This is a genomic window from Bradyrhizobium tropiciagri, from assembly GCF_001189845.1.
GTDB classification, from domain to species: Bacteria; Pseudomonadota; Alphaproteobacteria; order Rhizobiales; family Xanthobacteraceae; genus Bradyrhizobium; species Bradyrhizobium tropiciagri.
This window is the reverse complement of record NZ_LFLZ01000051.1, coordinates 35,728-60,595: the sequence shown is the minus strand read 5'-3', so window position 1 is coordinate 60,595 and position 24,868 is coordinate 35,728. Positions and strand designations below refer to the sequence as shown.

General features: G+C 64.8%; 24 protein-coding genes and 2 pseudogenes. 17 read left to right on the top strand and 9 right to left on the bottom strand.

Annotated elements, in window-relative coordinates; genetic code table 11:
• Positions 1–28 precede the first annotated feature (28 nt).
• On the bottom strand, positions 29–1,000 hold the full coding sequence (locus tag AKN84_RS31250) for a DUF2336 domain-containing protein (protein WP_050424330.1): 972 nt from the start codon (positions 998–1,000) through the stop codon (positions 29–31).
• Between the two features lie 256 nt (positions 1,001–1,256).
• On the opposite strand from AKN84_RS31250, the gene AKN84_RS31245 reads away from it, so the two are divergent.
• Together AKN84_RS31245 and AKN84_RS31240 are read left to right on the top strand one after the other, a co-directional pair.
• Entirely contained in the window at positions 1,257–1,451 is a 195-nt protein-coding gene (locus tag AKN84_RS31245; RefSeq protein ID WP_024579523.1) for a hypothetical protein, read from the top strand.
• Positions 1,452–1,467: 16 nt separating this feature from the next.
• Positions 1,468–2,235 (top strand): hypothetical protein, encoded by a 768-nt coding sequence (locus tag AKN84_RS31240; protein ID WP_050424329.1) that lies wholly within the window; start codon positions 1,468–1,470, stop codon positions 2,233–2,235.
• On the opposite strand, the gene AKN84_RS31235 is transcribed toward AKN84_RS31240, so the two are convergent.
• On the bottom strand, positions 2,232–3,092 hold the full coding sequence (locus AKN84_RS31235; protein ID WP_050424328.1) for a LysR family transcriptional regulator: 861 nt from the start codon (positions 3,090–3,092) through the stop codon (positions 2,232–2,234). The two genes, AKN84_RS31240 and AKN84_RS31235, sit on opposite strands and share 4 nt — an antisense overlap.
• A 91-nt stretch (positions 3,093–3,183) precedes the next feature.
• On the opposite strand from AKN84_RS31235, the gene AKN84_RS31230 reads away from it, so the two are divergent.
• Together AKN84_RS31230 and AKN84_RS31225 are read left to right on the top strand one after the other, a co-directional pair.
• Positions 3,184–4,023, top strand: coding sequence for an MBL fold metallo-hydrolase (locus AKN84_RS31230; protein ID WP_050424327.1), 840 nt, complete (start codon positions 3,184–3,186; stop codon positions 4,021–4,023).
• Positions 4,024–4,197: 174 nt separating this feature from the next.
• Entirely contained in the window at positions 4,198–5,313 is a 1,116-nt protein-coding gene (locus AKN84_RS31225) for a helix-turn-helix transcriptional regulator (RefSeq protein WP_050424326.1), read from the top strand.
• On the opposite strand, the gene AKN84_RS31220 is transcribed toward AKN84_RS31225, so the two are convergent.
• The 3 genes from AKN84_RS31220 to AKN84_RS31210 are packed head-to-tail and all read right to left on the bottom strand — an operon-like array spanning position 5,310 to position 8,792.
• Positions 5,310–5,930 (bottom strand): DUF1254 domain-containing protein, encoded by a 621-nt coding sequence (locus tag AKN84_RS31220; RefSeq protein ID WP_050424325.1) that lies wholly within the window; start codon positions 5,928–5,930, stop codon positions 5,310–5,312. The two genes, AKN84_RS31225 and AKN84_RS31220, sit on opposite strands and share 4 nt — an antisense overlap.
• Positions 5,927–6,505: a DUF1214 domain-containing protein gene (locus tag AKN84_RS31215; RefSeq protein ID WP_050424324.1), complete on the bottom strand. Its 579-nt coding sequence runs from the start codon at positions 6,503–6,505 to the stop codon at positions 5,927–5,929. Before AKN84_RS31215 ends, AKN84_RS31220 begins: the two co-directional genes overlap by 4 nt.
• Position 6,506: 1 nt before the next feature.
• On the bottom strand, positions 6,507–8,792 hold the full coding sequence (locus AKN84_RS31210) for a transglycosylase domain-containing protein (protein ID WP_050424323.1): 2,286 nt from the start codon (positions 8,790–8,792) through the stop codon (positions 6,507–6,509).
• A 288-nt stretch (positions 8,793–9,080) separates the two neighbouring features.
• Here AKN84_RS31210 and AKN84_RS31205 point away from each other — a divergent pair, with 288 nt between their 5' ends.
• From AKN84_RS31205 to AKN84_RS31175, 7 genes and pseudogenes are all read left to right on the top strand, one after another.
• Positions 9,081–9,602 carry a YcgN family cysteine cluster protein gene (locus AKN84_RS31205; protein ID WP_050424322.1) on the top strand — a complete coding sequence of 174 codons (522 nt, stop codon included), beginning with the start codon at positions 9,081–9,083 and terminating at the stop codon, positions 9,600–9,602.
• A 192-nt stretch (positions 9,603–9,794) separates the two neighbouring features.
• Positions 9,795–11,389: pseudogene (locus AKN84_RS31200) on the top strand (MDR family MFS transporter).
• Positions 11,390–11,847: 458 nt separating this feature from the next.
• On the top strand, positions 11,848–13,071 hold the full coding sequence (locus tag AKN84_RS31195; protein ID WP_050424321.1) for an ABC transporter substrate-binding protein: 1,224 nt from the start codon (positions 11,848–11,850) through the stop codon (positions 13,069–13,071).
• A gap of 94 nt (positions 13,072–13,165) precedes the next feature.
• Positions 13,166–14,041 carry a branched-chain amino acid ABC transporter permease gene (locus AKN84_RS31190; RefSeq protein WP_050424320.1) on the top strand — a complete coding sequence of 292 codons (876 nt, stop codon included), beginning with the start codon at positions 13,166–13,168 and terminating at the stop codon, positions 14,039–14,041.
• Position 14,042: 1 nt separating this feature from the next.
• On the top strand, positions 14,043–14,969 hold the full coding sequence (locus tag AKN84_RS31185) for a branched-chain amino acid ABC transporter permease (protein ID WP_050424319.1): 927 nt from the start codon (positions 14,043–14,045) through the stop codon (positions 14,967–14,969).
• A complete protein-coding gene (locus tag AKN84_RS31180; RefSeq protein WP_050424318.1) occupies positions 14,969–16,450 on the top strand; it encodes an ATP-binding cassette domain-containing protein in 1,482 nt (493 codons plus the stop codon). The genes AKN84_RS31185 and AKN84_RS31180 overlap by 1 nt, the downstream gene beginning before the upstream one ends.
• A gap of 38 nt (positions 16,451–16,488) precedes the next feature.
• Positions 16,489–17,732, top strand: a pseudogene (locus tag AKN84_RS31175) (ABC transporter substrate-binding protein).
• Positions 17,733–17,850: 118 nt separating this feature from the next.
• Here AKN84_RS31175 and AKN84_RS31170 read toward each other — a convergent pair.
• Positions 17,851–19,065 carry an NAD(P)/FAD-dependent oxidoreductase gene (locus tag AKN84_RS31170; protein WP_050424317.1) on the bottom strand — a complete coding sequence of 405 codons (1,215 nt, stop codon included), beginning with the start codon at positions 19,063–19,065 and terminating at the stop codon, positions 17,851–17,853.
• Between the two features lie 82 nt (positions 19,066–19,147).
• Complete coding sequence (locus AKN84_RS31165; RefSeq protein ID WP_050424316.1) at positions 19,148–20,782, bottom strand: thiamine pyrophosphate-requiring protein; 1,635 nt, start codon at positions 20,780–20,782, stop codon at positions 19,148–19,150.
• Between the two features lie 323 nt (positions 20,783–21,105).
• Here AKN84_RS31165 and AKN84_RS31155 point away from each other — a divergent pair, with 323 nt between their 5' ends.
• Positions 21,106–21,270 carry a Flp family type IVb pilin gene (locus AKN84_RS31155; RefSeq protein ID WP_050424338.1) on the top strand — a complete coding sequence of 55 codons (165 nt, stop codon included), beginning with the start codon at positions 21,106–21,108 and terminating at the stop codon, positions 21,268–21,270.
• Between the two features lie 30 nt (positions 21,271–21,300).
• Here AKN84_RS31155 and AKN84_RS47840 read toward each other — a convergent pair whose 3' ends face one another.
• Positions 21,301–21,450 (bottom strand): hypothetical protein, encoded by a 150-nt coding sequence (locus tag AKN84_RS47840; protein WP_162240916.1) that lies wholly within the window; start codon positions 21,448–21,450, stop codon positions 21,301–21,303.
• A 55-nt stretch (positions 21,451–21,505) separates the two neighbouring features.
• Positions 21,506–22,483 carry a non-homologous end joining protein Ku gene (gene ku, locus AKN84_RS31150; protein WP_050424314.1) on the bottom strand — a complete coding sequence of 326 codons (978 nt, stop codon included), beginning with the start codon at positions 22,481–22,483 and terminating at the stop codon, positions 21,506–21,508.
• Positions 22,484–22,737: 254 nt separating this feature from the next.
• Between ku and AKN84_RS48210 the strand changes: the two genes are divergently transcribed.
• From AKN84_RS48210 to AKN84_RS31125, 5 genes are all read left to right on the top strand, one after another.
• Complete coding sequence (locus AKN84_RS48210) at positions 22,738–22,890, top strand: hypothetical protein (protein WP_167351887.1); 153 nt, start codon at positions 22,738–22,740, stop codon at positions 22,888–22,890.
• Between the two features lie 446 nt (positions 22,891–23,336).
• Entirely contained in the window at positions 23,337–23,495 is a 159-nt protein-coding gene (locus tag AKN84_RS48205; RefSeq protein ID WP_167351886.1) for a hypothetical protein, read from the top strand.
• 176 nt (positions 23,496–23,671) lie between these two features.
• A complete protein-coding gene (locus tag AKN84_RS31135; protein ID WP_050424311.1) occupies positions 23,672–23,869 on the top strand; it encodes a hypothetical protein in 198 nt (65 codons plus the stop codon).
• A 161-nt stretch (positions 23,870–24,030) separates the two neighbouring features.
• Positions 24,031–24,351 (top strand): hypothetical protein, encoded by a 321-nt coding sequence (locus AKN84_RS31130; RefSeq protein ID WP_050424310.1) that lies wholly within the window; start codon positions 24,031–24,033, stop codon positions 24,349–24,351.
• A gap of 55 nt (positions 24,352–24,406) precedes the next feature.
• On the top strand, positions 24,407–24,823 hold the full coding sequence (locus AKN84_RS31125; protein ID WP_050424309.1) for a hypothetical protein: 417 nt from the start codon (positions 24,407–24,409) through the stop codon (positions 24,821–24,823).
• Positions 24,824–24,868: the final 45 nt, after the last annotated feature.

The window sequence follows — 24,868 nt, the reverse complement described above, 5'->3', positions numbered from 1 at the left end:
GAAAGCTAGAACGCGGATGGTCGCGCCCTTAGCTTCCGGATTTCTGATTGCGAATGGCGGGCGCGCTGCCGGGCTGCACCGCCGGTCGCGTCTGCGGCGACGCCGCGCGCACGCGATGGCGCTCGTCATCATAGAGCGACGAGCGATACTTGTTGCGGGCCACCGCCATGGTCGAGCCGCGCCAGGCCGCCAGCATCACCAGCGCAGAACGCTCGCTGAGGCGATCGTAGAGCCGCGACAGACGGTAGACATAGTTGACCGACGAGCCGGCTTCCGGATTGAGGAACATCAGGATGCGCTGGAAGGCGGCGCTCGACACGTCGAGCGCCCGCATCGCGCAGGCGAGCGGCTCGCCGCCGGGATCGTTGACGACGTCGGCGGCGATCCGCGATGGCAGGATCAGCGCTTCGCCGAGTTCGAGCGTGAAGTTGTCGAGGTCCTCGGCAAACGCCGCCATCTCCAGGATATGGATCGCGCGCGCGGCGCGGGCGGCCGGAATCCGTGCCGCGGCCTTCAGCGGTGTCTCCTGCAGATTGTGCAGGATCTGCGCGCGCTCCTTCGCGCTCGCGGCAAAGAACATGTCGGAGATTTCGGCGGCATCGTTCGGCCGCATCGCCAGGCTCGCCGCCATCCGCTGCTCGGCCTCGGTCGGAATCCTCGCCTGCGGCGTTGACGCTGCGGGCGCGGCAATCTGCGCGGCCGCCGGCATCGGCTGGTCCGGTCCGGCGCGCCGCAGCCCGAGCTTGTCCACGATCCGGGCGGGCGTTGCCGGATAGATCGCAAGTCGCGCGCGGACCGCGGCGCGGGTCGCGTCGTCGACCTCGTCGATCAGGCGCGACGTCAGCTCGACGAACTGGCGCTCTTCATCGGCGGAGTGTGCGCTGGCCTGCACATAGAGGTCGGTCAGGACGCGCAGCAGAGTGGGGCGGATGTCGACGCCCTCACGACGGGAGAGCGTCATCAGCCCATCGAAACCAGGAAATAGCGGAGCTGCGCTCATCTCGGGCGTACGCGACTTGCCAATAGGACTCGGTTTGAAAACCCTGTGGCAGCGAGCCTACGCAGGCTGTTTTAAGACGCAGTTAAGGAAAACAAGCCGTGAAGGCGAATGCTCGGATTTGCGCGTGTCTATTAAGGCACAGCGCCATATCCGTAACCGTCCGTATCGACAGTTTAAGATGTCGTTAACCATGCCCGTTCTTAACTCGGCCTGCGCGGGGCAAATCATGTCCGTGCGGGGCCAGAGAGAACGGAACATGGGCACCATCGTTGAGTTTCCGGCGGATGCGGCTGCACGGCGGCCGAGCATGGCCGGTGCTGCCGGCGAAGGCATGGGGACCGTGCTGATCCTTCCCGTCGTCCGGATCGAGCGAACGACGGAGGAGACCGGCGGTGGTCGCGGACCGGAGCAGGGCACGGCGCAGGGCCGCCGTCGCCGACGCCGCTCCTGATCGCGGACAGCGTGCAATGCCCGAGCCTGCGCAGCGGATCGTCGTTCGGCAGTCACTCCCGGCGCTGATCCTGCTGGTGGCGGGCTCAGCGCTCGCGGGCTGCAGCGGCGGCGATTTCGGCCGCACCCGCGCTGATTTCCGCAACGACGACATGCATCGCTGGATGGGTGCCGAGGCGACCGGTAGCATCGGCAAGAACGCCTCGCAATTCCAGCTCACCGAACACGAACGCCAGCTGCGCGATCTCGCCTATCAGTTCGTCGAGCCGCCGCTGTCGCGTCCGGCGTGGAAGAGCGTGTTCGGCGATTACCAGCCGCTGCCTTCGCCGTGGCGGCAGAAGGCGGTGTTCGATCGCACCGCGTATGGTCGCAACCTGATCGACGAGCCGCATCGCTCGTTCGCCTCGCGCTATTCGCTGCTGATCGACCAGGTGCGCGATGACATCACAAGGTTCGAGCCGTTCTTCGCCACCGCGATCCAGGTGATCGAGCTCGACCGCAAGCGCAGTGCCAGCCTCAACATGATCGCCGACGTGTCGCCGCGCGAGCGGGCCGATGCGATCGCGCGAATGGAAGAGAACACGCTGATCGTGCAGTGGGTCCAGCAGGCCCTGGAGCGGCGAATCTCGTCCTATCGCTGGGCGCTGGAGCGGCTGGTGATCCAGGCGCCCGACGGCATGGCCGCGGATGCCGAACGCCAGATCAACGAACTCGCCCGGCTCACCGCCAATGCGCCGCTGGTCTCCGGTCCGGTCACCGGCCAGGCCGTGGTGACGAAGGGCTAGGCCCGTTTCACCTTCTTGATTGCGGACCTGACGCGGCGACTGCCGGCTTGCCGCGGCAGGCCCGCAATGAACGTCTTCAGCGCATCGGAGGGCGGATCGGCCGAGGAGTAGGCGAGGCCGACCTGACGCGTGACGTCGACATCGATCGCGCGCACCGCGACGTCCGGATTGCCGCGGGCCACGCTTTCGGGGACGATCGCGACGCCGACCCCGGCCGCAACCAGCGCCATCGCCCACTCCTCCGATTCCGCGATCGCCACCGGCTTGCGCGGCGGTGAGGTGCGCTTGAAAATCTCCTGCTGCTCGCAGTGGCAACGATCGATCATCGGAACGCCGGCGAAGTCGCTGGTCCGCAGCGTCTCCTTGAGGGTGAGGGGATGCGACGGCGGCAGTGCCGCGACATAGCGCTCGCTCCAGAGCGGGATGAAGTGCTCGCCGGGTACGATCATCGTTCTCGCGACGATCCGCGCGTCGGACTTTTGGCTGGCGCCGACCAGCCGAAGTGCGAGATCGGCGTTACCCGTCAGCGGCTTCAGCAGGGCGATGGTCCGGGCCTGATCGAGCGTCCGCAACAGGCCGAGCGTCAGCGCCTGCCTCGTCGCCGGTTTGCGAAACAGGTTTCGCGCCGCGTCCGCCTCGTCGATGATCTTGCGGGCGATGCCGTGAAACTGCGCGGCAGATTCCGTCGGCGCCATGCCCTTCTTGTGCCGGATGAACAGCGTGGTGCCGAGCTCGGCCTCGAGGTTGGTGATCGCCGCGGAGATCGAGGGTTGCGAGATGAAGCAGCGCTTCGCCGCAGCGGTCAGATTGCGCTCGCGGTAGACCGCGGCAAAATAACGGAGTTCGCGGATATCCATAGGTCTGTCCTATCGTATAGATAGAGAGACAATATTTTACCTATGGAAATGCGAGTGGCAAGCCTACGCCGGCGTCAGCGGAGGATTTGTCATGCGCATCCATCATCTCAACACCGGCACGATGTGCCCGATCGGAAAGCGGCTCGTGAACGGCACTGGCAGCGTCTTCCAGCGGGCGCGGATGGTGTGTCATTGCCTGCTCGTCGAGAGCAATCACGGCCTCGTGCTGGTCGATACCGGTATCGGGCTCGACGACATCGGCGACCCGCCGCGGCTCGGGCGCAAATGGGTGCGGCAGACCACGCCGCGACTAGATCCGGCCGAGACCGCCGTCCGTCAGGTGAAGGCGCTGGGCTTCTCGCCTGATGATGTGCGCCATCTGTTGCTGACGCATCTCGATCGCGATCACGCTGGCGGCGTGCCGGACTTTTCGAAAGCCAAGGTGCACGTTCATCGCAAGGAATACGACATGGCCGTGACGCGTCAGGTCACACCGCCGCAAGGACGCTACATCACGGCGCAATGGAAGCACGGGCCGGACTGGGCGTTCTACGGCGAAGGCGGCGAGGACTGGTTCGGCTTCAAGGGCGTGCGCGCGCTTGGTGACCGCGAGCCGGACATTCTGATGATCCCGCTGCCGGGCCACACGCTCGGCCATTGCGGCATCGCGGTGCGCGACAAGGACAGATGGCTGTTGCACGCCGGTGATGCCTATTTCCATCACGCGCAACTCGACGTCAGGCCACGGATCCCGCCGGTACTCGGCCTGTTCCAGCGCCGAGCGGATATGGATCGCGCGACGCGGATCCAGAACCAGGAGCGTTTGCGCCAGCTGAAGGCGGCGCATGGCTCCGATGTCACGATCGTCAACAGCCACGATCCCGTCGACTACGAGACCTGCCGTTGCGGCCGACACGCGCTCGCTCTTTGATTTGACCGCGCGGCCCGCATTTGACCTTCGTCGCAGAGTTTGCCAGCGATGCTGGTGTGGTCGTTGCATCCATCTTACCAATTGAAATTCGGGCAATGGAAATGCCAGTATTTGGACGGAGTTGCGCCGGCTGCTTGTTTGACGTCGATTGTCTTGGGGTGGATAGGGGTGGCAATGACGGACAATGACTTCGAGCGCATCGTGGATCGGATCCATGAGGCTGCTGTCGTTCCAGACCTGTGGCCGGACGTTCTGGAAGACATTGCGCATGCCGGCGGCGCCCATGGCATGGTGATGATCAGCTCGGGCAGCGATCGGTGGAGCGGTGTCTGGAACGGCGTGGTGATGTCACCTTCGATCGAAGAGGCATTCTCGGCCTTCATCAGCCAGGGGCTGGCCAGTCGTACCGAGACGACCCCGAGGCTGCTGGCACGGGATCACCCTGGTTTCGTCAGCGAACAAGACGTCTTCACGCTTGAGGAATGGGAACGCGATCCATATCGGACGGAGTGGAACAAGAAGTGGGGTTTCGAGCACGCCTGCGCGACGGCCGTCCATAGTCCCTCCGGCGAGCTCGTCGTGTTTCATATGGAAAGGCTCGCAGGCCAGCCGGCCTTTTCGCGGCAGGATCTCGATTTTCTCGACCGGTTTCGTCCCCATCTCGCGCGGGCGAGCCTGCTGGCGACGCGCTGGCGTCTGGCGCGGATGCAGGCGGCGACCGAGGCTCTGGCGCTCGTCGATCTGCCTGCGTTGGCGATTGAACGATCCGGACGTGTCCTGGTGGCGAACGCCTTGATCGAAGGCATGACGGACGTCTTGCGCTGGCTCCCCGGGGACCGTATCGCGATGAGGGACGCCGCGGCTGACGCCCTCCTGCGTGCCGGTTTGTCCCAGCTGGGGTCGCCGCTTGAGAAGGGCGTGCGTTCCTTTGCGGCGTGCCGCGCCGACAATCAGGACCGCGTGGTCGTTCATCTGGTGTCGATGCCCGGCGAAGCGCGCGATCTTTTCGATGGAGCGGTGGGCATCCTGATCGTGACGCCGGTTACGGCACCTCAGGCGCCGAGCCTTGCACTCATTCGCGGACTCTTCGATCTCTCCCCCAGCGAAGCGCGGGTTGCCCGCGGCATCGTGCAGGGACAGACGATCGGTGATATCGCGGCGCTTCACGGGCTAAGCCGCGAAACGATCCGCAACCAGGTCAAGGCGGTGTTTGCCAAGACAGGAACGCACAGCCAGCGGGATGTCGTCGCGCTGCTCGGCGCTATCCCGAAACTGACGGTCGCCGGCTAGCGCTTGCGTGCCGCCGGCGGCGGGGCCGGAGCGGGCAGCGGCGGCGGCGCTTCCTGCTTGGCCGCGACCGGCTCGGTCTGCACCTTGCAGGATGAAGCCGCGAGCGAGGCCTGCGCCTGCGGCATCAGGCCGGGCTCCGGCGCCAGCGCCTTCAGCAGGATCAGGCCGGTCGAGGTCGGCGAGTCGATGATCAGCCGGTCGGCGGCGGTGACTTCCTCGTCCTCCGGCAGCTCGTTGTGCTGCGCCTCCGTCATCAGGTCGAGCTCGATCACCTTCTTGCCGGCGGAGCGATCGTTGATCGCGTAATAGGCGACCTCGTTGCGGGTGTAGAACGATACCGAGGTATAGGCCTGGCTGACTGGCACGGTAAGCTTGAGCGGCCCGGTCGAGAGATCGTAGCGGCAGATCGCGACCGCGAAGGCCGGATCCATCAGCGGCATCGGCGAGTGGCTCGGATCGGCCAGCGGCAGCTGCGTCACCTCGTTGAGCTTGGTCATCGGCGTCAGCCGCGAATAGGCGTCCTGCGAGGCGATGCGCGGCAGCGCCAGCACGCTGACGAGGTGCACCACGCCGCCGAGCAGCACGCCTGCGAGGATCGTGAACAGCACGCGGATCATGGGCAGCCCGTCGTTGCGATCGAGGGCATCGGCGCGTCGCGCTGGGTGCGGGTCGCGACCCCGACCGGCGTGTCGTAGAGCCGCAGCATCAGCGCGTAGCGCTCGATGCCGCCGGTCGGCAGCCAGTTGCCGGCGCGCGAGCGCGATGCGATATGGATCTCGAACGTGCCATCGGAGGCGCGCATGATCTCCTGGCTGGTGAAGCCGTAGCGCTGCAGCGAGTTGGCGACGAGGTGGCCCTTGCGGTCGAACAGCGTCAGCGTCCAGAACCGCGCCGCCGGTGTCACGCCGCTGACGACGATGTCGCAGCGGCCGTCGAGCGGCTTGTTCTTGTCGTCCGTGGTTGCCGAGAACGCGATGCCGTCGCCGGTGCCGATCGGCAGTTCGCCGCTGCGCGCGATGGTGGCGCGCGAATAGGGGTCGACGTCGGAGGTGCCGTTCTTCGGCCGCGCGGTCCAGGCGCCGATCTTTAGCGTGCCGAGATCGGTGCCGCGCGTCGCCGTCGCGTAGGTCAGGCCGAGGCCGACAGCGGTGGCGATGACGAGTGCCAACAGGGTGGTGAGGAGGAGCCGCACGTCAGTTCTTGCGTGGCGCAGGTGCCGTCGCGCCGTCCGGCCCGGCCGCGGCAACGTAGTTTTCGGGGAACGCCAGCGCGCTCGAGGACTCCGTCCTGCCGGTCTTCGAGGGCTCGTTCAGCGTGGTCTTGCCGGTGGTCTTTTCAGCGGTCCTGGCCGCATCGTCGAGCAGCTTCTCGACCCGCACCAGAATATCCGCACCGCGCTTGGTCAAGACCGGCGGCGGACCGGGCTTGGTTTCCAGCACGCGCGGCGCAGCGTTGGCCTGGGCATTGGCCTGCGCCGGTTGCGGCGGCAGCTTCTGGCCCATGCCGACGCCGACGAGTTCCTTGACTTCCACGCCCTGATGCGCAGCAACCATGATGTCGTGCCAGGTCTGCGCCGGCAGCGAGCCGCCGGTCATGCGGTTGGTCGGCGAATAGTCGTCATTGCCGTACCACACCGCGCAGGTGAAGTTGCCGGTGTAGCCGACGAACCAGGCGTCGCGATAGGCATTGGTGGTGCCGGTCTTGCCCGCGGTCGGAATGCCGTCGAGCGCGGCGCGGCGCGCGGTGCCTTCGCTGACCACGTGGCTCATCATGCCGGCCATGTCGGCGGCGATGTTCGGCGGAATCGCCTGCCGCGGTTTCGGCCCGTCGCGGTCCCAGCGCCACACCAGATCGCCGGCGCCGGTGCGCACCTCGAGCACCGAATGCGGCGTCACCGACTTGCCGCGGTTCGGGAAGGTCGCATACGCAACTGCGTGCTCCAGTACCGTGACTTCGTCGGAGCCGATTGGCAGCGACGGCGTATCGGGCAGCGGCGCCTTGAGGCCGAAGCGGCGCGCCACCTCGACGATCTTGGCGCGGCCGGCCTTCGGGCCTTCCTTGCCGCCCAGCATGATCGAGAGCTTGACCGGCACCACGTTGATCGAACGTGTGATGGCCTGGGTCAGTGTGACCTGACCCGAATAGGAATGGCCATAGTTCTGCGGGCACCAATTGCCGATACAGACCGGGCCGTCGACAACCTTGGAATTCGGCGTGAAGCCGTTCAGCAGCGCCGTGGTGTAGACGTAAGGCTTGAACGACGAGCCGGGCTGCCGGTACGCATCGGTGGCGCGATTGAACTGGCTGGCGCCATAGTCGCGTCCGCCGACCATGGCGCGGATGCCGCCGTCGAGATCGGACACCACGGTCGCGGCCTGCGTCGCGTGATAGTCGCGCCCGAACTGCCGGAGCTGGTTCTCGATCGCTTCCTCGGCCGCCTTCTGCACGTTCATGTCGATCGCGGTGCGGACCACGAAGACACGCTCGGTGTAGGATTTCGGGAAGGTGTCGACCAGCTTGCGCATCTCGTCGAAGGCATAGTCGAGATAGTAGTTCGGCGAATTCTCGTCGCGCCGGTCGACCGCGACCGCCGGGTTGCGGCGGGCGCCGAACACCTGGCCTTCGGTCATGAAGCCGGCATCGACGAGGTTGTCGAGCACGACGTTGGCGCGGGCGCGGGCCGCCGGCAGGTTGATGTGCGGGGCGTATTTGGTCGGCGCCTTGAACAGGCCTGCGAGCATCGCGGCTTCCGCGAGGTTCACGTCGCGCACCGACTTGTTGAAGTAGAAATGCGCGGCGCCGTCGACGCCGAAGGTGCCGCCGCCCATATAGGCGCGATCGAGATAGAGCTTCAGGATCTCGTTCTTGGTGAGGCGCGTCTCCAGCCAGATCGCGAGGAAGGCTTCCTTCACCTTGCGCTCGATGGTGCGCTCGTTGTTCAGGAACAGGTTCTTGGCGAGCTGCTGGGTGATCGACGAACCGCCCTGGCGGACGCCGCCGGCTTGCGCGTTGGTGACGAGCGCGCGGGCGAGGCCCGGCACGTCGATGCCGAAATGGTCGTAGAAGCGGCGGTCCTCGGTAGCGAGCGTCGCCTTGATCAGATTGTCCGGAAAATCTTCCAGCGGGATCGAGTCATTATGCTTGATGCCGCGGCTGCCGATCGGGTTGCCGTAGCGGTCGAGGAAGGTCACCGCGAGGTCGGATTTCTTCAGCCAGTCCTCGTCGGCGGTCTCGCGGAAGGCGGGGATCGCCAGCGTCAGCATCAGGATCATGCCGCCGAGCCCGATGGTCGCGGCCTCCGACAACGGCTCGATGAACACCCAGCGCTTCCAGCGGCCGACATAGAAGCGGTCCATGAAGGTGGAATAGCGCTCGTAGAGCTCGCGCAGGCCCTTGCCCGACGAGAACAGCGTCGAGTCGATACGCGCATCGAGGTCCAGGAAAAAGTTCCGGACCTTCTGTTTCCAATGCGACGGCATGATCTGAAAGGACCGGACCCTTGATCAGTTCGACAGCGCTGCGGGCGCCCGAAATGGGCACAGGCCAGCGTCTTGCTTCGATGTTGCGGCAATCCCAAGGCGCTTTTGCGTCGTTGGGGACTCGTTCCACGTTCTATCCGAGCGGCTGCCATAAACCAATGGCGCGGCTTGCGAATTTAATGAAAGCCCTAACGCTGCCCACCGGCTTTTTCGACCCCGCAATACCACCCACTTGCGCGAGCCGCGCCGGCGCCCCAAGAAGAGCAGTACCGCCATTTCAGGGATATCATGACCGCACCGCCCAAGCGCCCGTCGGGCCAAGAGGGATTCTTCTGGAAAACCAAGACGTTGGAGGAGATGTCCAACGCCGAATGGGAAAGCCTGTGTGACGGCTGCGCACGCTGCTGCCTGGAGAAGCTCGAGGACGAGGACACCGGGAAGATCTATTTCACCCATATCTCCTGCAAGCTGCTCGATGCCGGCCTGTGCGCCTGCAAGGACTATTCGAATCGCTCCGAGCAGGTTCCGGATTGCGTCCGCCTCACGCCCGAAAATGTCCGCACCCTGAACTGGCTGCCGCCGAGCTGCGGCTACCGCCTCGTGGCCGAGGGGCGCGACCTCTATTGGTGGCATCCCCTGATCTCGGGCGATCCCAACACCGTTCACGAGGCCGGGGTCTCGGTGCGCGGCCGGGTGGAAGGCACCGAGATCGATGTCAACGACGCCGATCTCGAGGATCACATCGTGCGCTGGCCGGCCTTGCTGCCGAAACGGGCTCAGTTGAAGAAGCGGCCGAAGGCCGCCAAGTAGATTTTTGAGACGTAAGGCCGACGTCGCGAGAGCCGGCGCCGGCTGCTCTGCGATCACGTCATCGCGAGAACATCGCGGCGGGATGCACCCATGCGCTGAGGTGCCTGCCTCAGCAGGCAATTGCTGCATAAATTGCGAACCAGAGAATGATTCCATCGCGGGACGCGCCCGCGCAGCAGCATTACGCCCCAGATGAACAAGTATGAACGGCAGAGCCCGTTTCCTGCCGACCAATCCACATTGCCTGACGACATTGCCGAAGAGCTGTCTCACCTCCCGAGCGAGGTGATCGAACTCAGCGATGCGCCGCCGCTGGCGCCGCCGGCACCGCTCAATCCGGATGAAGTCCGCACCATCGTGATCAGCCTGATGCTGACGATGTTCCTGGCCGCGCTCGACCAGACCATCGTCGCGACCGCGCTGCCGACGATCGGGCGCCAGTTTCACGACGTCACCAATCTCTCCTGGGTGATCACGGCCTATCTGCTCGCCTCGACCGCGGTGGCGCCGGTGTTCGGCACGCTGAGCGACATCTATGGCCGCCGCGTCATGATCATCACCTCGCTCAGCCTGTTCGTGGTCGGCTCGGTGCTGTGCGCCATCGCGCCCAGCATGACCATGCTGATCATTGCCCGCGGCCTGCAGGGCCTCGGCGGCGGCGGCATCATGCCGGTGGTCCAGACCGTGATCTCCGACGTGGTCACCCCGCGCGAGCGCGGACGCTACCAGGCCTATTTCTCCAGCGTCTGGATGGCCGGCGCATTCTCGGCCCGGTCGTCGGCGGCGTGTTCGCCGAGCATCTGCACTGGTCGATGATTTTCTGGATCAATTTGCCGCTCGCGGCGGCGGCGCTGGCGCTGCTGCTGCCGAAGATGAGCAAGATCCCGGTGTTCCACCGCAAGCGCAAGGTCGACTGGCTCGGCGGCGTGCTGCTGATGGCCTCGGCCGTGGTGCTGATGCTGGTGCTGACCTGGGGCGGCACCCGCCTGTCCTGGCTGTCGCCGACCATCACCGCGATGATCGGCGCCTCGATCGCGCTCGCCGGCGCCTTTGTCTGGCATGCGCGCCGTGCCGACGAGCCGTTCCTGCCGCTGTCGCTGCTTGGCGGCTCGGTGGTGCCGTTCGCGATGGGCGCGGGCGGCTGTGCGCTCGGCGCCATGGTCGGCCTGACCGTGCATCTGCCGCTGTATTACGAGGTGGTCTATCACCTCACCGCCAGCGAGGCCGGCCTTGCGCTGATCCCGCTCGCGGCGATCTCGACCTTTGGTGCGGCGATCGCCGGCCGCACCATGGCGAAGGCCAAGCACTACAAGCGTGTCGCGATCGTCGGCACCTCGGTGGCCGCGATCTGTGCGGTCGGCATGGCCGTGACGACGCTGCCGCTGTGGGGCTTGCTGACGCTGATGAGCGTGTTCGCACTCGGGCTCGGCACCACATTCCCGATCAGCGTTGTATCGCTGCAGAACGCCGTGGCGCGGCCGCAGGTCGGCACCGTGACCGGCGCGATGAACTTCTTCCGCGCGATGATGGCCTCGTTCACGGTCGCCGCCTTCACGACGATCCTGCTGATGACGCTCGGCACCGACATCTCGCTGGCCGGCGAGCATCATGCCGCGGCCGCCGGCACGGTCAGCGCGATCCCGATGGCCGACATGATCCATGCGTTCCGCTACGTGTTCGGCGCCGCCGCCGTGCTGCTGACCACCGCTTCGATCTGCATGATCACGATGGAAGAGCGCCCGCTCGCCGGTCCCGCCGCGCGGCCGCCGGCTGAGATGGCGGAGTAGGGCGGGCTTACGTCGCAGCGGAAGTTGCAGGCGGGACTCATCGTTCGTCGTCCTGGCGAAAGCCAGGACCCATAACCACCGCCTTCGGTGATGAGCGGGATCGCGGCCCTGGCGTCGCGCAGCAATTGAGATTTGGGGTAATGGGTCCTGGCTTTCGCCAGGACGACGGCGCGTATGTTGCCATGCAGCTTGTTCGGTGTCATCGCTCTCGAGCTCGGCAATGACGCGAGGAGAGATTGCCGCCCCGCGATCTTATTCCCGACTGCCTCATATTTATTCAGCCTGCCTGCGCCGACCCACTACTTTAGTTGCCGTCCACGCATGGCGATCTGCGCGCAGTTTCACTTGCTGCGCATTTTGTCGCGGCTATAGTCCGGCCCCAAGAGCTCGAAGCAGCCGAAAAACAACAAGAGGAGAGAAACAGAGTGACAAGAACATCGCGACTGCCATTTCATGCGATGCAGCAATTCGCCGGAGCAGCCGCTTTGGGCCTTGTCGCGCTCGCGCCCGGTGGGGCGCAGGCCGCCGACACCCTCAAGATCGGCGTGATTGCCGAAGCGCAGGCGATTGCCGGTGCCTCGATCCCGCAGGCGGCGCAGCTGGCCGCCGACGAGATCAACGCCAAGGGCGGCATCGACGGCCGCAAGATCGAAATCGTCTCCTACGACAATCATTCATCCTCGGCGGATTCGGTGCGCGCGTTCCAGCGCGCCGTCAACGAGGACAAGGTCAACGTCGTCATCTCGAGCTACATCAGCGAGGTGGTGCTGGCGCTCGAGCCCTGGGCTTCGCGCCTGAAGACACCGTTCGTCACGCCCGGTGCGGCCTCCAACGAGATCAGCAAGAGCGTCCACGCCGATTACGAGAAGAACAAGTACACCTTCCACGGCTACCTGACCTCGGCGGCGCTGGCGCTGTCGGTCTGCGACGCCGCCAAGGAGCTCCTGGTCGATCAGAAGCACATGAAGACCGCGGTCATCATGAGCGAGGACGCGGCCTGGACCAAGCCGCTCGATGTCGGCTACGAGGAGTGCCTGCCGAAGATCGGGCTCAAGGTCGTCGACCATATCCGCTTCTCGCCCGACACCACCGACTTCACGCCGATCTTCAACAAGGTCGAAGCCGCCAAGCCCGACGTGATCATCACCGGCATCTCGCATGTCGGCGTGCAGCCGACGGTGCAGTGGAAGAACCAGCAGGTGCCGATCCCGATGTTCGGCATCTCCTCGCAGGCCACCAACGAGACCTTCGGCAAGGACACCAACGACGCGGCGGAAGGCGTGCTGTATCAGGGCGTGTCGGGCCCGAACGTCGCGGTGACGCCGAAGTCGGTGCCGTTCGCGGAAGGCTTCAAGAAGCGCTACGGCAACTATCCGTCCTATGCGGGCTACACCGCCTATGACGAGGTCTACTACATCGCGGATGCGGTGAAGCGCGCCGGCTCGGTCGAGGCCGACAAGATGGTCGATGCGCTGGAGAAGACCGATTGGGAAGGCACCATCGGGCGCGTCCAGTTCTACGGCAAGGACGATCCCTTCACCCATTCGATCAAGTACGGCAAGGGCCTGATCACCGGACTGATGCTGCAGTGGCAGGGCGGCAAGCAGGTCGCGGTGTGGCCGAAGGAGGTCGCCAAGAGCGATCTCAAGTTCCCGAGCTTCATCAAGCTCACCACGAACTGACTGATGATCATGCTCCCGGGCCGCTCCCGGGAGCATCCCTATTCAGTTCCGCCTCCTCCACAACAGGCAGCCCTGCTGCCGCGGCCGATATGAGATGCTTGCCTTACAAATCCTGATCGATGGCTTTGCCATCAGCGCGCTCTATGCGCTCGGCGCGACTGGCTTCACCCTGATCTTCGGTGTCTCCGGCGTTCTCAACCTCTCCCACGGTGCCATCATGGTGGCCGCAGCGGTCGCGGCCTGGGCCGCGGCCAGCGTGCTGCACCTCGACATCTACACCGGTGCGCTGTTCGGTGTCGGCGTGGCGCTGATCGTGTCGTTCGCAACCTATTTCGCGGTCGTGAAGCCGATCCAGAATTCGACGCGGATCCCCAATGAGGAGAAGGAAATCTTCGTCCTCACCGGCACCCTGCTGTGGGGCATCATGATCCAAGAGCTGATCGCCTATTTCTTCACCAACAACGCCAAGACGGTGCTGCCGATCGTCGAGGGCGTCGTCGATATCTTCGGCAACCGCACGCCGCGCAACAACATCTTCACCGCGCTGGTATGCTGCCTCGTGATCGGCCTGCTGTGGCTCCTGGTGAACCGAACCCGCACCGGCAAGGCGGTGCTGGCGGCCTCGATGAACCCGCGCGGCGTCACGCTGCTCGGGCTCGAGCTCACCCAGATCTACATCGTGGTGTGGGGCATCTACGGCATCCTCGCCGGTATCGCTGGCGTACTGCTCGGCATGTTCCTCGGCGTCAGCTCCTACAGCGTCGGGCCGCTGACGGCGAGCGCGTTCTCGATCGTGGTGCTCGGCGGTCTCGGCAGCGTGTCGGGCTCGCTGATCGCGGCCTTCGTCGTCGGCTATCTCGAGACCATCACCGCCTACATGATCTCGCCGGCCTACCGCACCATTCCGGCGCTGCTGCTGCTTGTCTTCGTGATGTATATCCGGCCTCAAGGCCTGCTCGGGAGGCGCTGAGATGGCCAATTTCTTCACGTCGCGCCTGTTCTTCATTTCGCTGGTATGCGTGGTGGTTGCTGCGACGCTGCCGCTCTACGTCTCGGGCTACATCCTCGGGCTGCTCACCGTCGCGTTCTATTTCGGCGTGTTCGCGATGGCCTGGGACCTGCTGTTCGGCTTCGCCGGCGAGGTCAATTTCGGGCCGACCTTCCTGATCGGCACCGGGGCCTATACGGCCGGCATCCTCAACAACCAGTTCGGCTGGTCGGTCTACGTCTGCATCCTGCTCGGCGCGCTGGCGTCTGTCGTCGCGGGCTTCGTGCTGGCGCTGCCGGCGCTGCGGGTGAGGGGACCGTATTTCGGCCTCACCACGCTGGTCGCGGTCTTGATGCTGCAGAACTTCGTCGTGGTGTTCGCTGACCTGACCGGCGGCGAGATCGGGCTGACCATCCCCGACGTCATCACCATCAATGCCGGCGCCAATTACTGGATCGCGCTCGGGTTCATGACCATCAGCGCGGCCATCCTGTACGGCCTGTCGCAATCGCCTGTCGGTCTCGTGTTGCAGGCGAGCGGGCAGGATCCGGTGCAGGCCGGCGCGCTCGGCTTCAACATCGTCAAGCACAAGCTCGCGGCCTTCATCGTCAGCGCCTTCTTCTCCGGACTGTCCGGCGCGCTGCTGGTGTTCTACTTCGGCACCGCCTCGGTCGGTACCGTGGTCGACGTCGCGGTCGGCGTGAACGTGATCGTGTCCGCGGTGCTCGGCGGCCGGCGTACCGTGCTGGGGGCTGCGTTAGGTGCGATCTTCCTGATCGTGGCCGGCGAATTCCTGCGCCCGACCGGCGAGCTTGCGACCTTCATCGTCTCGGCGGTGGCGCTGCTCGTCGTCCTGTTCTTCCCCGGCGGTTTCCTCGGAGCGGCCCTGTCACGCGAGGCGCGCTCCTGATGGACCAGACTGTGACCAAAACTCCGACGCTCGCGGTTCGCGGCCTGACCAAGCGGTTCGGCGGCCTGACCGCGGTGAAGAATCTGAACTTCGAGCTGCGCCCCGGCGAGATCCTCGGCCTGATCGGGCCGAACGGATCCGGCAAATCGACCGCGATGAAGAGCGTGATGGGCATCGAGCGCCCGACCGCAGGCGAGGTGCTGTTCGAGGGCGAGAATGTTGCAGGCCTGCCGGCGCACAAGATCGCGCGCAAGGGCTTTGGCATGGTGTTCCAGCACTCGCGGCCGCTGAACCGGCAGACGGTGCTCGAGAACATCATGGTGGCGCTGCTGCCCGACAGCCTGTTCATGCTGTTTCCCGACAGGGCGCTGACCGAGCGCGCCAAGTGGATCGCTGAGCGCGTCGGCCTCGGGGCGGTGATGGACCGCCGGCCGCCGACGCTGCCGTTCGCCGATCTGCGCCGGCTTGAGCTGGCGAAGGCGATCGCGCGCGACCCGAAGGTGGTGCTGGTCGACGAGCCGTTTGCCGGCCTGACCAGCGCAGAGGTCGGCACGTTCTCCGCATTGATCCGCAGCTTCCGCGACGAAGGGCGCGCGGTGATGCTGGTCGACCACAACGTCAAGAGCGTCGCGGCGCTGGTCGACCGCGTGCTCGCGATGTATCTCGGCGAGGAGATCACGACCGGCCGCGCCGAGGACGTGATGAAGAACGAGACCGTGCGCCGGGTCTATCTCGGCGGCGCGATCGAGACCCATGCGCGGCCCGAGACCTCGTTCAAGGACAAGGTGCCGCTACTGCAGGTCGAGAATGTCAGCGTGCATTACGGCAAGGCGCAGGCGCTGGAGAACGTCTCGATCCACGTCCATGAGGGCGAGTTCGTCTCCGTCGTCGGCCTCAACGGCGCCGGCAAGACCACGCTGTTCAACACCATCTCGGGCTTCCTGCCCTACACCGGCGAGATCCTGCGTGGTGGTGAGAAGCTGCGCGGCACCGGGCCGGCGAAGATCGCCCGCTCCGGCCTCGTGCAATGTCCGGAATCGCGCGAACTGTTCGGCGAGATGACGGTGCGCGAGAACCTCGATCTCGGCGGCCAGCACCTCGATGACGCGGCACGGGCCAAGCAGCTCGCCTGGCTGTTCGAGCTGTTCCCGATCCTGAAGGAGCGGCAAGGCCAGATGGCGCAGACGCTGTCCGGCGGCGAGCAGCAGATGCTGGCGATCGGGCGTGCATTGATGATGCAGCCGCAGATCCTGATCCTGGACGAGCCGACGCTTGGCCTTGCGCCCGTCATCCTCGAACTGCTGTCGAAGGCGCTGGAGAGGCTGCGCCAGACCACGAAGATCACGGTGCTGCTCGGCGAGCAGAACGTGACCTTCGCGCTTCCGCATGCCGACCGCGTCTACGTGCTGGAGCACGCACGGATCGTCTGGGAGGGCGATCCGGGCCGGTTCGCCGCGGAGGCCGGCAAGGACTTTCTCTGACGTTCGACGATTGAAAAATAACAAAGCAAAGGGAGATGATGATGTCAGGATATTCAACCGCCGCCCGCGGGAGCCTGCTGGCGACGGCGCTCGCGCTGTGCCTCGCGGCGCCGGCCTATGCGCAGTCCAAGGATCCGATCAAGATCGGCGTCATCGCCGAGGTGCAGTCGATCGCAGGTGCGGCAACCCCGGGCGGCGCGCAGATCGCGGCCGACGAGATCAACGCCAAGGGCGGCGTGATGGGCCGCAAGATCGAGATCGTCACCTACGACAACAAGAGCTCGTCGGCGGACTCGGTGCGTGCGTTCCAGCGCGCGGTGAGCGAGGACAAGGTGTCTGCCGTGATCGCGAGCTACATCAGCGAGGTCGTGCTGGCGCTTGAGCCGTGGGCCGCGCGGCTGAAGATGCCGCTGATCACGCCCGGCGCCGCCTCGAACGAGATCACCAAGGCGATCCACAACGACTATGAGAAGAACAAGTTCACCTTCCACGGCTACCTGACCTCGGCCGCGCAGGCGCAGCTCGTCTGCGACGCCGCCAAGGAGCTCTTGGTCGACCAGCTCAAGTTCAAGTCGGTGGCGATCATGAGCGAGGACGCGGCGTGGACCAAGCCGCTCGACGTCGGCTACGAGGCCTGCCTGCCGAAGGCCGGCCTGAAGGTGGTCGAGCACATCCGCTTCTCGCCCGACACCACCGACTTCACGCCGATCTTCAACAAGATGGAAGCCGCCAAGCCCGACGTGATCGTCACCGGCATCTCCCATGTCGGCGTGCAGCCGACGGTGCAGTGGAAGAACCAGCAGGTGCCGATCCCAATGTTCGGCATCAGCGCGCAGGCGCTGAGCCCGACCTTCTGGGGCGACACCAACGGCGCGGCCGAAGGCGTGCCCTCGCTCGCGGTGGCGACGCCGGATGTTGCGGTGACGCCGAAGACAAAACCGTTCGCCGCCGCCTTCAAGGCCAAGTTCGGCACCCCGCCGGCCTATACCGGCTACACCGCCTATGACGAGGTCTACATCATCGCCGAGGCGATCCAGCGCGTCGGCTCGACCGATCCGGACAAGATGGTCACCGAGCTCGAGAAGACCGACTTCGACGGCACGATCGGCAAGATCCAGTTCTACGGCAAGAACGACGAGTTCACCCACGGCATCAAGTCCGGCCCGGGCGCGTCACCGGCCTCGTGTTCCAGTGGCAGAACGGCAAACAGATCACGGTCTGGCCGAAGGCGATCGCGGAAGGGAAGCTGAAGTTTCCGGATTTCGTGAAGCTGTCGCAGTAAGGCAGAGTCCGAACAGCACCGTCATTGCGAGCGAAGCGAAGCAATCCATTCCTCCATACGGGGATAGATGGATTGCTTCGTCGCTTCGCTCCTCGCAATGACGGTCGTGAAGACCGCCTTACTTCCGCGTCGGCGGCGCCGCCTGGATCGTCGGCGCGGCGGCCGCGAGCAGCGCGGCGCGATCGCCGTTGCGCGGCGGATAGATGCGCTGCCGGTTGATGGTCCGCTTGGTGAGCTTGGCGGCGGCGCCTGTGGTGTGCACCTCGCGGTCCCAGCCGGTGGTGTAGAGCGCGCCCCAGGCACCGAGATCGAGCACCGTCACGTACCAGTCGATAGTGAGCGGCAGCAGCTCTTCGCCGAACAGGTCCGCCACCACATTGTGCCCGGCAAACCGCCCCATCGGCCGCGCGAACTGGCACGACATCACGGTCGGATGCGCGCCGTCGATCAGGCAGGCGGCGACGTCGCCGGCGGCGAACACGCCGGGAAGCCCTTCGACGCGCATGCAATGATCCACCGCGAGGCGGCCGAGCTTGTCGCGCTCGGCCGGAAGCGTTGCGGCGAGCGAGCTGGCATGCATCCCGGCGCACCACACCACAGTCGCCGCCGGAATGATCTCGCCCGAGCTCAACGTGATGCTGTCGGCGCCGACGGCGCCGACCCTGACATTCAGCCGCGTCTCGACGCCGAGCGCGGCCAGCGCCTCGTTGATGACCGGGCGGCCATGCGCGCCGAACGTCGCGCCGACCACCGGATTGGGATCGATCAGGATGACGCGATGATCGCCGGAGATGCCGGCATGTGCGAGCTTGGCCGGCATCTCCGCTGCGACCTCGATCCCGGTGAACCCGGCGCCGACGACCGCAACCGTCGAACGTGCCGGCGACGGCGGCTGCTTGCCGAGCGCCGCCAGATGCGCGTCGAGCCGCATCGCCGCTTGATAGGTGTCGACGTCGAAGCCATGCGCGGCAAGGCCAGCAATGGCGGGGCGCACCAGCTCGCTGCCGGTCGTCAGCACCAGCCGGTCGTAAGTCAACGTCTCCGCGCCGGAGTTCGTCTTGACCACGACCTCGCGCTTCGCCGGATCGATCGCCGCGACCTCGGCGGTCCTGTGCCTGACGCCAACCGGATCGAGCAGCTCGTCGAGCGGCAGCGCGACGTCGCCGAGATCGACCTCGTAATTGCGCACCCGGATGTTGTGATAGGCGTTGCGATCGACGACGAGAATCTCTGTGTCAGCCGCCCGCGCACCGATCTCGTCGCGCTTGCGGGCCGCACCAAGCGCGGCCCACAGACCGGCAAAGCCGGCCCCCAGCACCAGGATGCGCGCCATCTCTCCCTCCGATCTTTGGCCGGAGGGAGCTTGCCTGCGCAGGCGCGGTCAAATCAAGTGGGTGAGGGCGTGTGAGGTGCCGTCACGTCCCCGGCCGCGACACCTCGGTCTCCTTGCTGGTGATGAACTCCAGCAGCACCGGCACGCCTTCCTTGGTCTTCTGGATGCCGCGCTTGATTGCGGGGATGATGTCCTCGGGCTTGGTCACCCGCTCGCCATAGCCGCCGAAGGCGCGAGCCATCGCGGCGTAATCGCCGGAGATGTCGGTCGAGCGATACTTCTCGGTCGAGATCGGCATCACCTTCAGTTCGATCGCCATCGAGAAATTGTTGAGCAGGATCGACATGATCGGAATCCGCTCGCGCACCGCAGTCTCGAAATCCATCCCCGTGAAGCCGATCGCGGCGTCGCCCCAGACGTTGATGCAGAGCTTGTCTGGCTTTGCCAGTTTGGCGCCCATCGCGAGGCCGAGGCCATAGCCGAGCTGCGTGGTCTTGCCCCAGCCGATATAGGACAGCGGCTCGACCGACTTCCAGAACGGCGAGAGCTGGTCGCGCGGGCTGCCGGCGTCGTGGGTGATGATGGTGTTGTGGATGTCGACGGTGTGCTGCAGGTCCCACAGCACGCGGTAGGGATTGAGCGGCGCGTCGTTGTGCGTCAGCTTCGGCATCCACTTGGCGAGCCATTCCTTGTGGGAGGCGGCGATCTCCTCCGCGACTGCGCTGGCGTTGCGGTCGGACGTGACGGTCTTGCCGATCTCCTCCAGCAGCGCGTCGAGCACGAGGCCGGCGTCGCCGACCAGCCCGACCTTGGCCTCGACATCCTTGTTGATGTGGTTCGGATCGAGCGTCGAATGGATGATGGTCTTGCCCTTCGGCATCGCGATGCCGAACGACGTTTCGGTGAAGGAGCAACCGATGCCGAAGATCACGTCGGCGTCGGCCAAAAACTTCGGCACCGCGCGCGGCACCGCAAGGCCGCCGGAGCCGAGCGACAGCGGATGCGTCTCCGGGAATGACGACTTGCCGCCGAGACTTGACGTGACGGGGATCGCGAGCCGTTCGGCGAGGCGCTTCAGCTGCGGCCAGGCTTTTGCATAATGCACGCCCTGGCCGGCATAGATCACCGGACGCTTGGCGTTGACGAGCAGGGCGGCGGCTTCCCTGATGTGAACGGGATCGGCGCCGTAGCGGGTGCGCAGCACCGGCGTGTAGTTCAGCGGCTCCGGCACCTCCTCGTTCCACATGTCAGCGGGGATCTCGACGATCACAGGTCCGCCGCGGCCGTTCTTCAACTTGGTAAACGCGCGGCGGAAAATGTTACAGACCTCCGGTGCGAGATTGATCGGCTCCGAAGATTTGGAAAACGCCTTCATCGCCTGGCTGGAATTGAAGTTCGGATCGATGTTGGCGAGCCGCCGCGCATAGCCCATCGGCAGCACCAGCACGGGGACGGATTCGCCATAGCATTGCGCGACGCCGCCCATTGCGTTCTCGGCGCCCGGGCCATGCTGCATGCAGAACGCGCCGATCTTTTCGCCCGAGGTGACGCGGGAGATCGCATCCGCCATGTGCACGCCGATGCGCTCCTGGCGCACCATCACGGGGCGGATATCGGCGGCGGCAGCGTATTCGATCAAATGGTTGACCGGGTAGCCCGTGAGGATCTCGATCCCCTCGCGCTTCATGATTTCCGCGATCGCGGTGCCGAGCTTCATGACGGTCACTCCCTTTGGATGCGGCCGGTTCGCTCCGGCCTCGTTGTCGTCCTGTCCGATAAAGGAACAGGATTCCGCTGGCCGGTAAAGCCGAGCTGCGGGCCGGATCAGGTAGTCCTGATATGCGTTTACGCCCAATCGCGGCTGGCCGCCTCGCCGGACGAGGTCAGGATGCAGGCAAAACTAGCACGGAGTTTCTCTGCAACCCTTAAGCGATCGTTCATCCTGTCCCTCAATGAGCCGTCAACCAATGTGGCCTAGTTTTGCTGGAATATTACTACGGCGCGGGAGAAAAAGCCGCGAGCGTCGGACAGGAGCTTTTCATGCGCGCGTTGCTTGCAAGATTTCTGCGTGACGATGTCGGCGCTACGGCGATCGAATACGCCATCATTGCCGGCGGCATCAGCATCGTGATCGTCGCCGGCGTCAAAGGCATCGGCACCAGCGTGAGCGGCCAGTTCAGCGCCGTCGGTGCGGCATTCAAGTAAGCGCCGCCGACGCGCTTCGCATTTTAATGTTCAGCCGCCTCGGCGGTCTCCGTTCAACGCGCGCAGCATCGCGATGCGCGCGAGCATCAGCCAGCCGGCGCCTCGTTCCACCGCGTTGATGAGATGCTCAACCGCGACCTGCCAGCGAGCTTCCTGCTGGGCGTCTTCCGATAGCTTCATGATGTAGTCGGCGACTTGCTACGGCATCACCAGCGTGCCGCCGCGTATGCGCCGATCAACCGGCCTTCTTGCGCGCCGCGGTACCTTGAGCCCGCGTTGCCTTCTCGGCCTTCTTCGGCTCGGGCTTGACGGCTTCCTTGGGCTCGCGCTTGCCGCTGCCCGAGATCGGCAGCAGCATCTCGCGCTGGCCCTCGATGCGCTTCTTCGGCTTCTTGCCCTTCGCGGCCTTTGCCTCGGCCTTGGCGGGAGCGGCCTGCTTCTCGTTGGCGAGGCTCTTCTTCAGCGCGTCCAGCAGGTTGATGACGTTGCCGCTGGCCTTCGCCGCGGGTTTGGCGATCTTGATGCCGTTGCGCTTCTGGTTGATCAGGTCGATCAGCGCCTGCTCGTAGCGATCCTCGAACTCCTCCGGATCGAACTCGGCGGACTTCTGCTCGACGATATGCTTGGCGAGATCGAGCATGTCCTTGGTGATCTTCACATCCTGGATGTCGTCGAAATATTCCTTCTCGCTGCGCACCTCGTAGGGGTAGCGCAACAGCGTGCCCATCAGCCCGTTGTCGAGCGGCTCGAGCGCGATGATGTGCTCGCGGTTGGTCAGCACGACGCGGCCGATCGCGACCTTGTCCATGCTGCGGATGGTCTCGCGGATCACCGCGAAGGCGTCGTGGCCGACCTTGCCGTCGGGGACGAGGTAATAGGGACGGATCAGGTAGCGGCTGTCGATTTCGCTGCGCGGCACGAACTCGTCGATCTCGATGGTGCGGGTCGAGTCCAGCGCGATGTCGTCGAGCTCTTCCTTGGTGACCTCGATATAGGTGTCGGTGTCGACCTTGTAGCCCTTCATGATGTCGTCGGTTGAGACTTCCTCGCCGGTCTCCGCATCGACCTTGGCGTATTTGATGCGGTGGCCGGTCTTGCGGTTGATCTGGTTGAAGGAGACCTTCTCGGTATCCGATGTCGCCGGGTACAGGGCAACCGGGCAAGTCACGAGCGAAAGGCGCAAAAAGCCCTTCCAGTTGGCGCGAGGGGCCATAGGGAAAACTCCGATTACGCAACCGACGGAACGGTCAAGGATAACACCGGCAACCCCAGTTTGAAACAACACGGCCCCGTGAATCTGGCAACGGCGTTAACCGTGGCTTCAGCCTGCGCCGGTTTGACGCGGTGGCCGCAACGGCTGCCGGACCGCCGCCAAGCAGTTCGGAACATCACTCCGGATCCCGCGTTGGCCTTTCGAGGGGGAGCGGCAATCGCCGTAATTACAGGCGCTTAAGCAAAGAGGTCGCGATGCCCAGGGAACGACACGGTCAGATCATCGAAACCCCGACCGAGGCGCGCCAGGCCGAGCCCGGACCTTCGGTTCTCGCGCTGCTCACAGCCTCGACCGGGCTCGCCGTGCTGATCCTCGGCATCATCTGGTTTGCCTTTTTCCGGGTGTAGGCGCTGCTGACGATCGCCCCCCGCGTGCGGGGTCCTCATTGTTAGATTGAGATGCTGTCGGAGCAGGGCGCCATGCGTGTGCGGATGCTTGCGGCCGATTACGCTCGCCTCCGGTGCGGGCCGCTCGGATGCACGGCACCTGTCAGGCTGCGCGACCGTTTTGACACGCGACGCGCATCCGCGCCGCAGATCGCATCATGCGAGCGGAAATTCCGGCGCGGGTGGCTGCAATCGCCGGAGTCAAATCATGCGTGACCATCTCGCGTAGAAAATTGAGCCAGGAAAAATTTGAGCGAAAATTCGAGCCAGGATTTCTTTGAGCGAAGGTCCAGGCCTTCGCGAGATTTTGCACTGGAGAGATCTGTGATGCGCGCTGCCGCGACGCGTCACGAGATCATCGAAATTGGCTGCTAGCTGATTTGAATCCGATGCGTCTTGAGCTTGAGATGTTCTATCCGCAAGAAGAAAAAAACTCGTTGCTGGCGCGCTTCAAGGAGAAAAGCGTTTCAGGTGTTTTCGTCGGGCTGACGGTGCTGGCGATGGCGGGATGGATCTATCTCCTCAGCTCGATGTTCCTGAAATTCATGCTGTGGTGGTTCTCCTGAGGTGGTTCTCCTGAGACGTTGATCTCTCGAGAGCAACCGGTGTTGGCGCCTGACCATTGTTGCGCCGTTTGATTGCACAAAAATTCCAGCGGCTGAACATTCTTTCGGCGCGCCCAATCATGATGTCGTCACAACTTCGAATGTTAATAACATCGGGGCTAACGTGGACGATTGTTATGCTTTCTCCTGTTCTCATTCTTGCAGCGGCGTTCGTCGCCGGCTTCCTCTCCGGCTTCGCCGCGCGCTCGTGGCGGTCGCACAAGCGCCGCGCGCAATATCGGATCTATGCACCCTATGTGGCGCCGCCAGCCGCGCGGTCGTCGAGGCGGGAACAGCCGGTCTCCGCGTTCGGCCACATGCGCCGCGCGTTCTAGCGGGGCTAGCTCCGCAGAGGTAGCGCGACGGTGTGGTGAGTTGGGGTTGGCGGGCGATATGCAATCGGTCATCTTGTCTTCGTTGCGGCAGCCGGGCTGGGTTCGCGTGCCGGCCAGGTCTCGCCGTCGGCTTGCGCGGATTGCGAAGGAACTTGCACAGCATGAGTGATCTCAGGGGGCATTCGCCGAGGCGGTATGTCGTCGACGTCAGTGGCCGGCGCGTGCTGGTCGGTCTCACGCTTGAAGAGACGTCGGAATTCGAGGGATTGGACACCTCCCTGCCGGTGCTGGATGGGGAAGGCCGGGACCGGGAAGCCCGAGACCTGGAAGCCCAACACCGGGAAGCTTCGGGCGCCGGGCCGATGCCGTCGGCCGTCGAGGGACGGTGGCTCGAACTCTATCACAAGCACGACAAGGCCTGGATCAAGTGGAAGGCCGACCTGAGGGCCGGGCAAGAGCGCGATTCACCCTTTTTTAACTAAGACCGGGCGATTTTCGAGCGATACTGCCTGAATGGCCCGAACCGGATACTGACAGATGTTTCAGCTGTTTTTGCGGGCTCGCGCGCATGACCTGATCCGGTCGCGGCGTAGCGAGGAAGGTTTCAAGGCACGCTCGGCCGAGCGCGATGCCGAGACCGATCGCGCCCGGATCGGATCGATCATGGCCGCCATCGAGGCCGCGTTGCAGGCGGCCGAAAGCGAGCAATCCGGCCTTGGCCGCCGCGTCGACGATGTTCTGGCCCGCGCAGCGGTAACACTGGGCAACGGTACCGACGAATATCTGGAACGCGAGGCGCTTGACAATTATCATCAAGACCTGTTTGACGCCGAGATCTCCAACGGTCAGCGTCGGCTGAAGGAACTGGCGACCGAGATTGCGCACTTCAAGTTCATGAAGGCCGCGGTACTGAGCCGCTTTCCGGACTACAAACCTGCGGCCGCCAGCATCTGACGCACCCCGCGGCCGGTACGCGAAGGCAGAAGCTGCGGCCCGCGC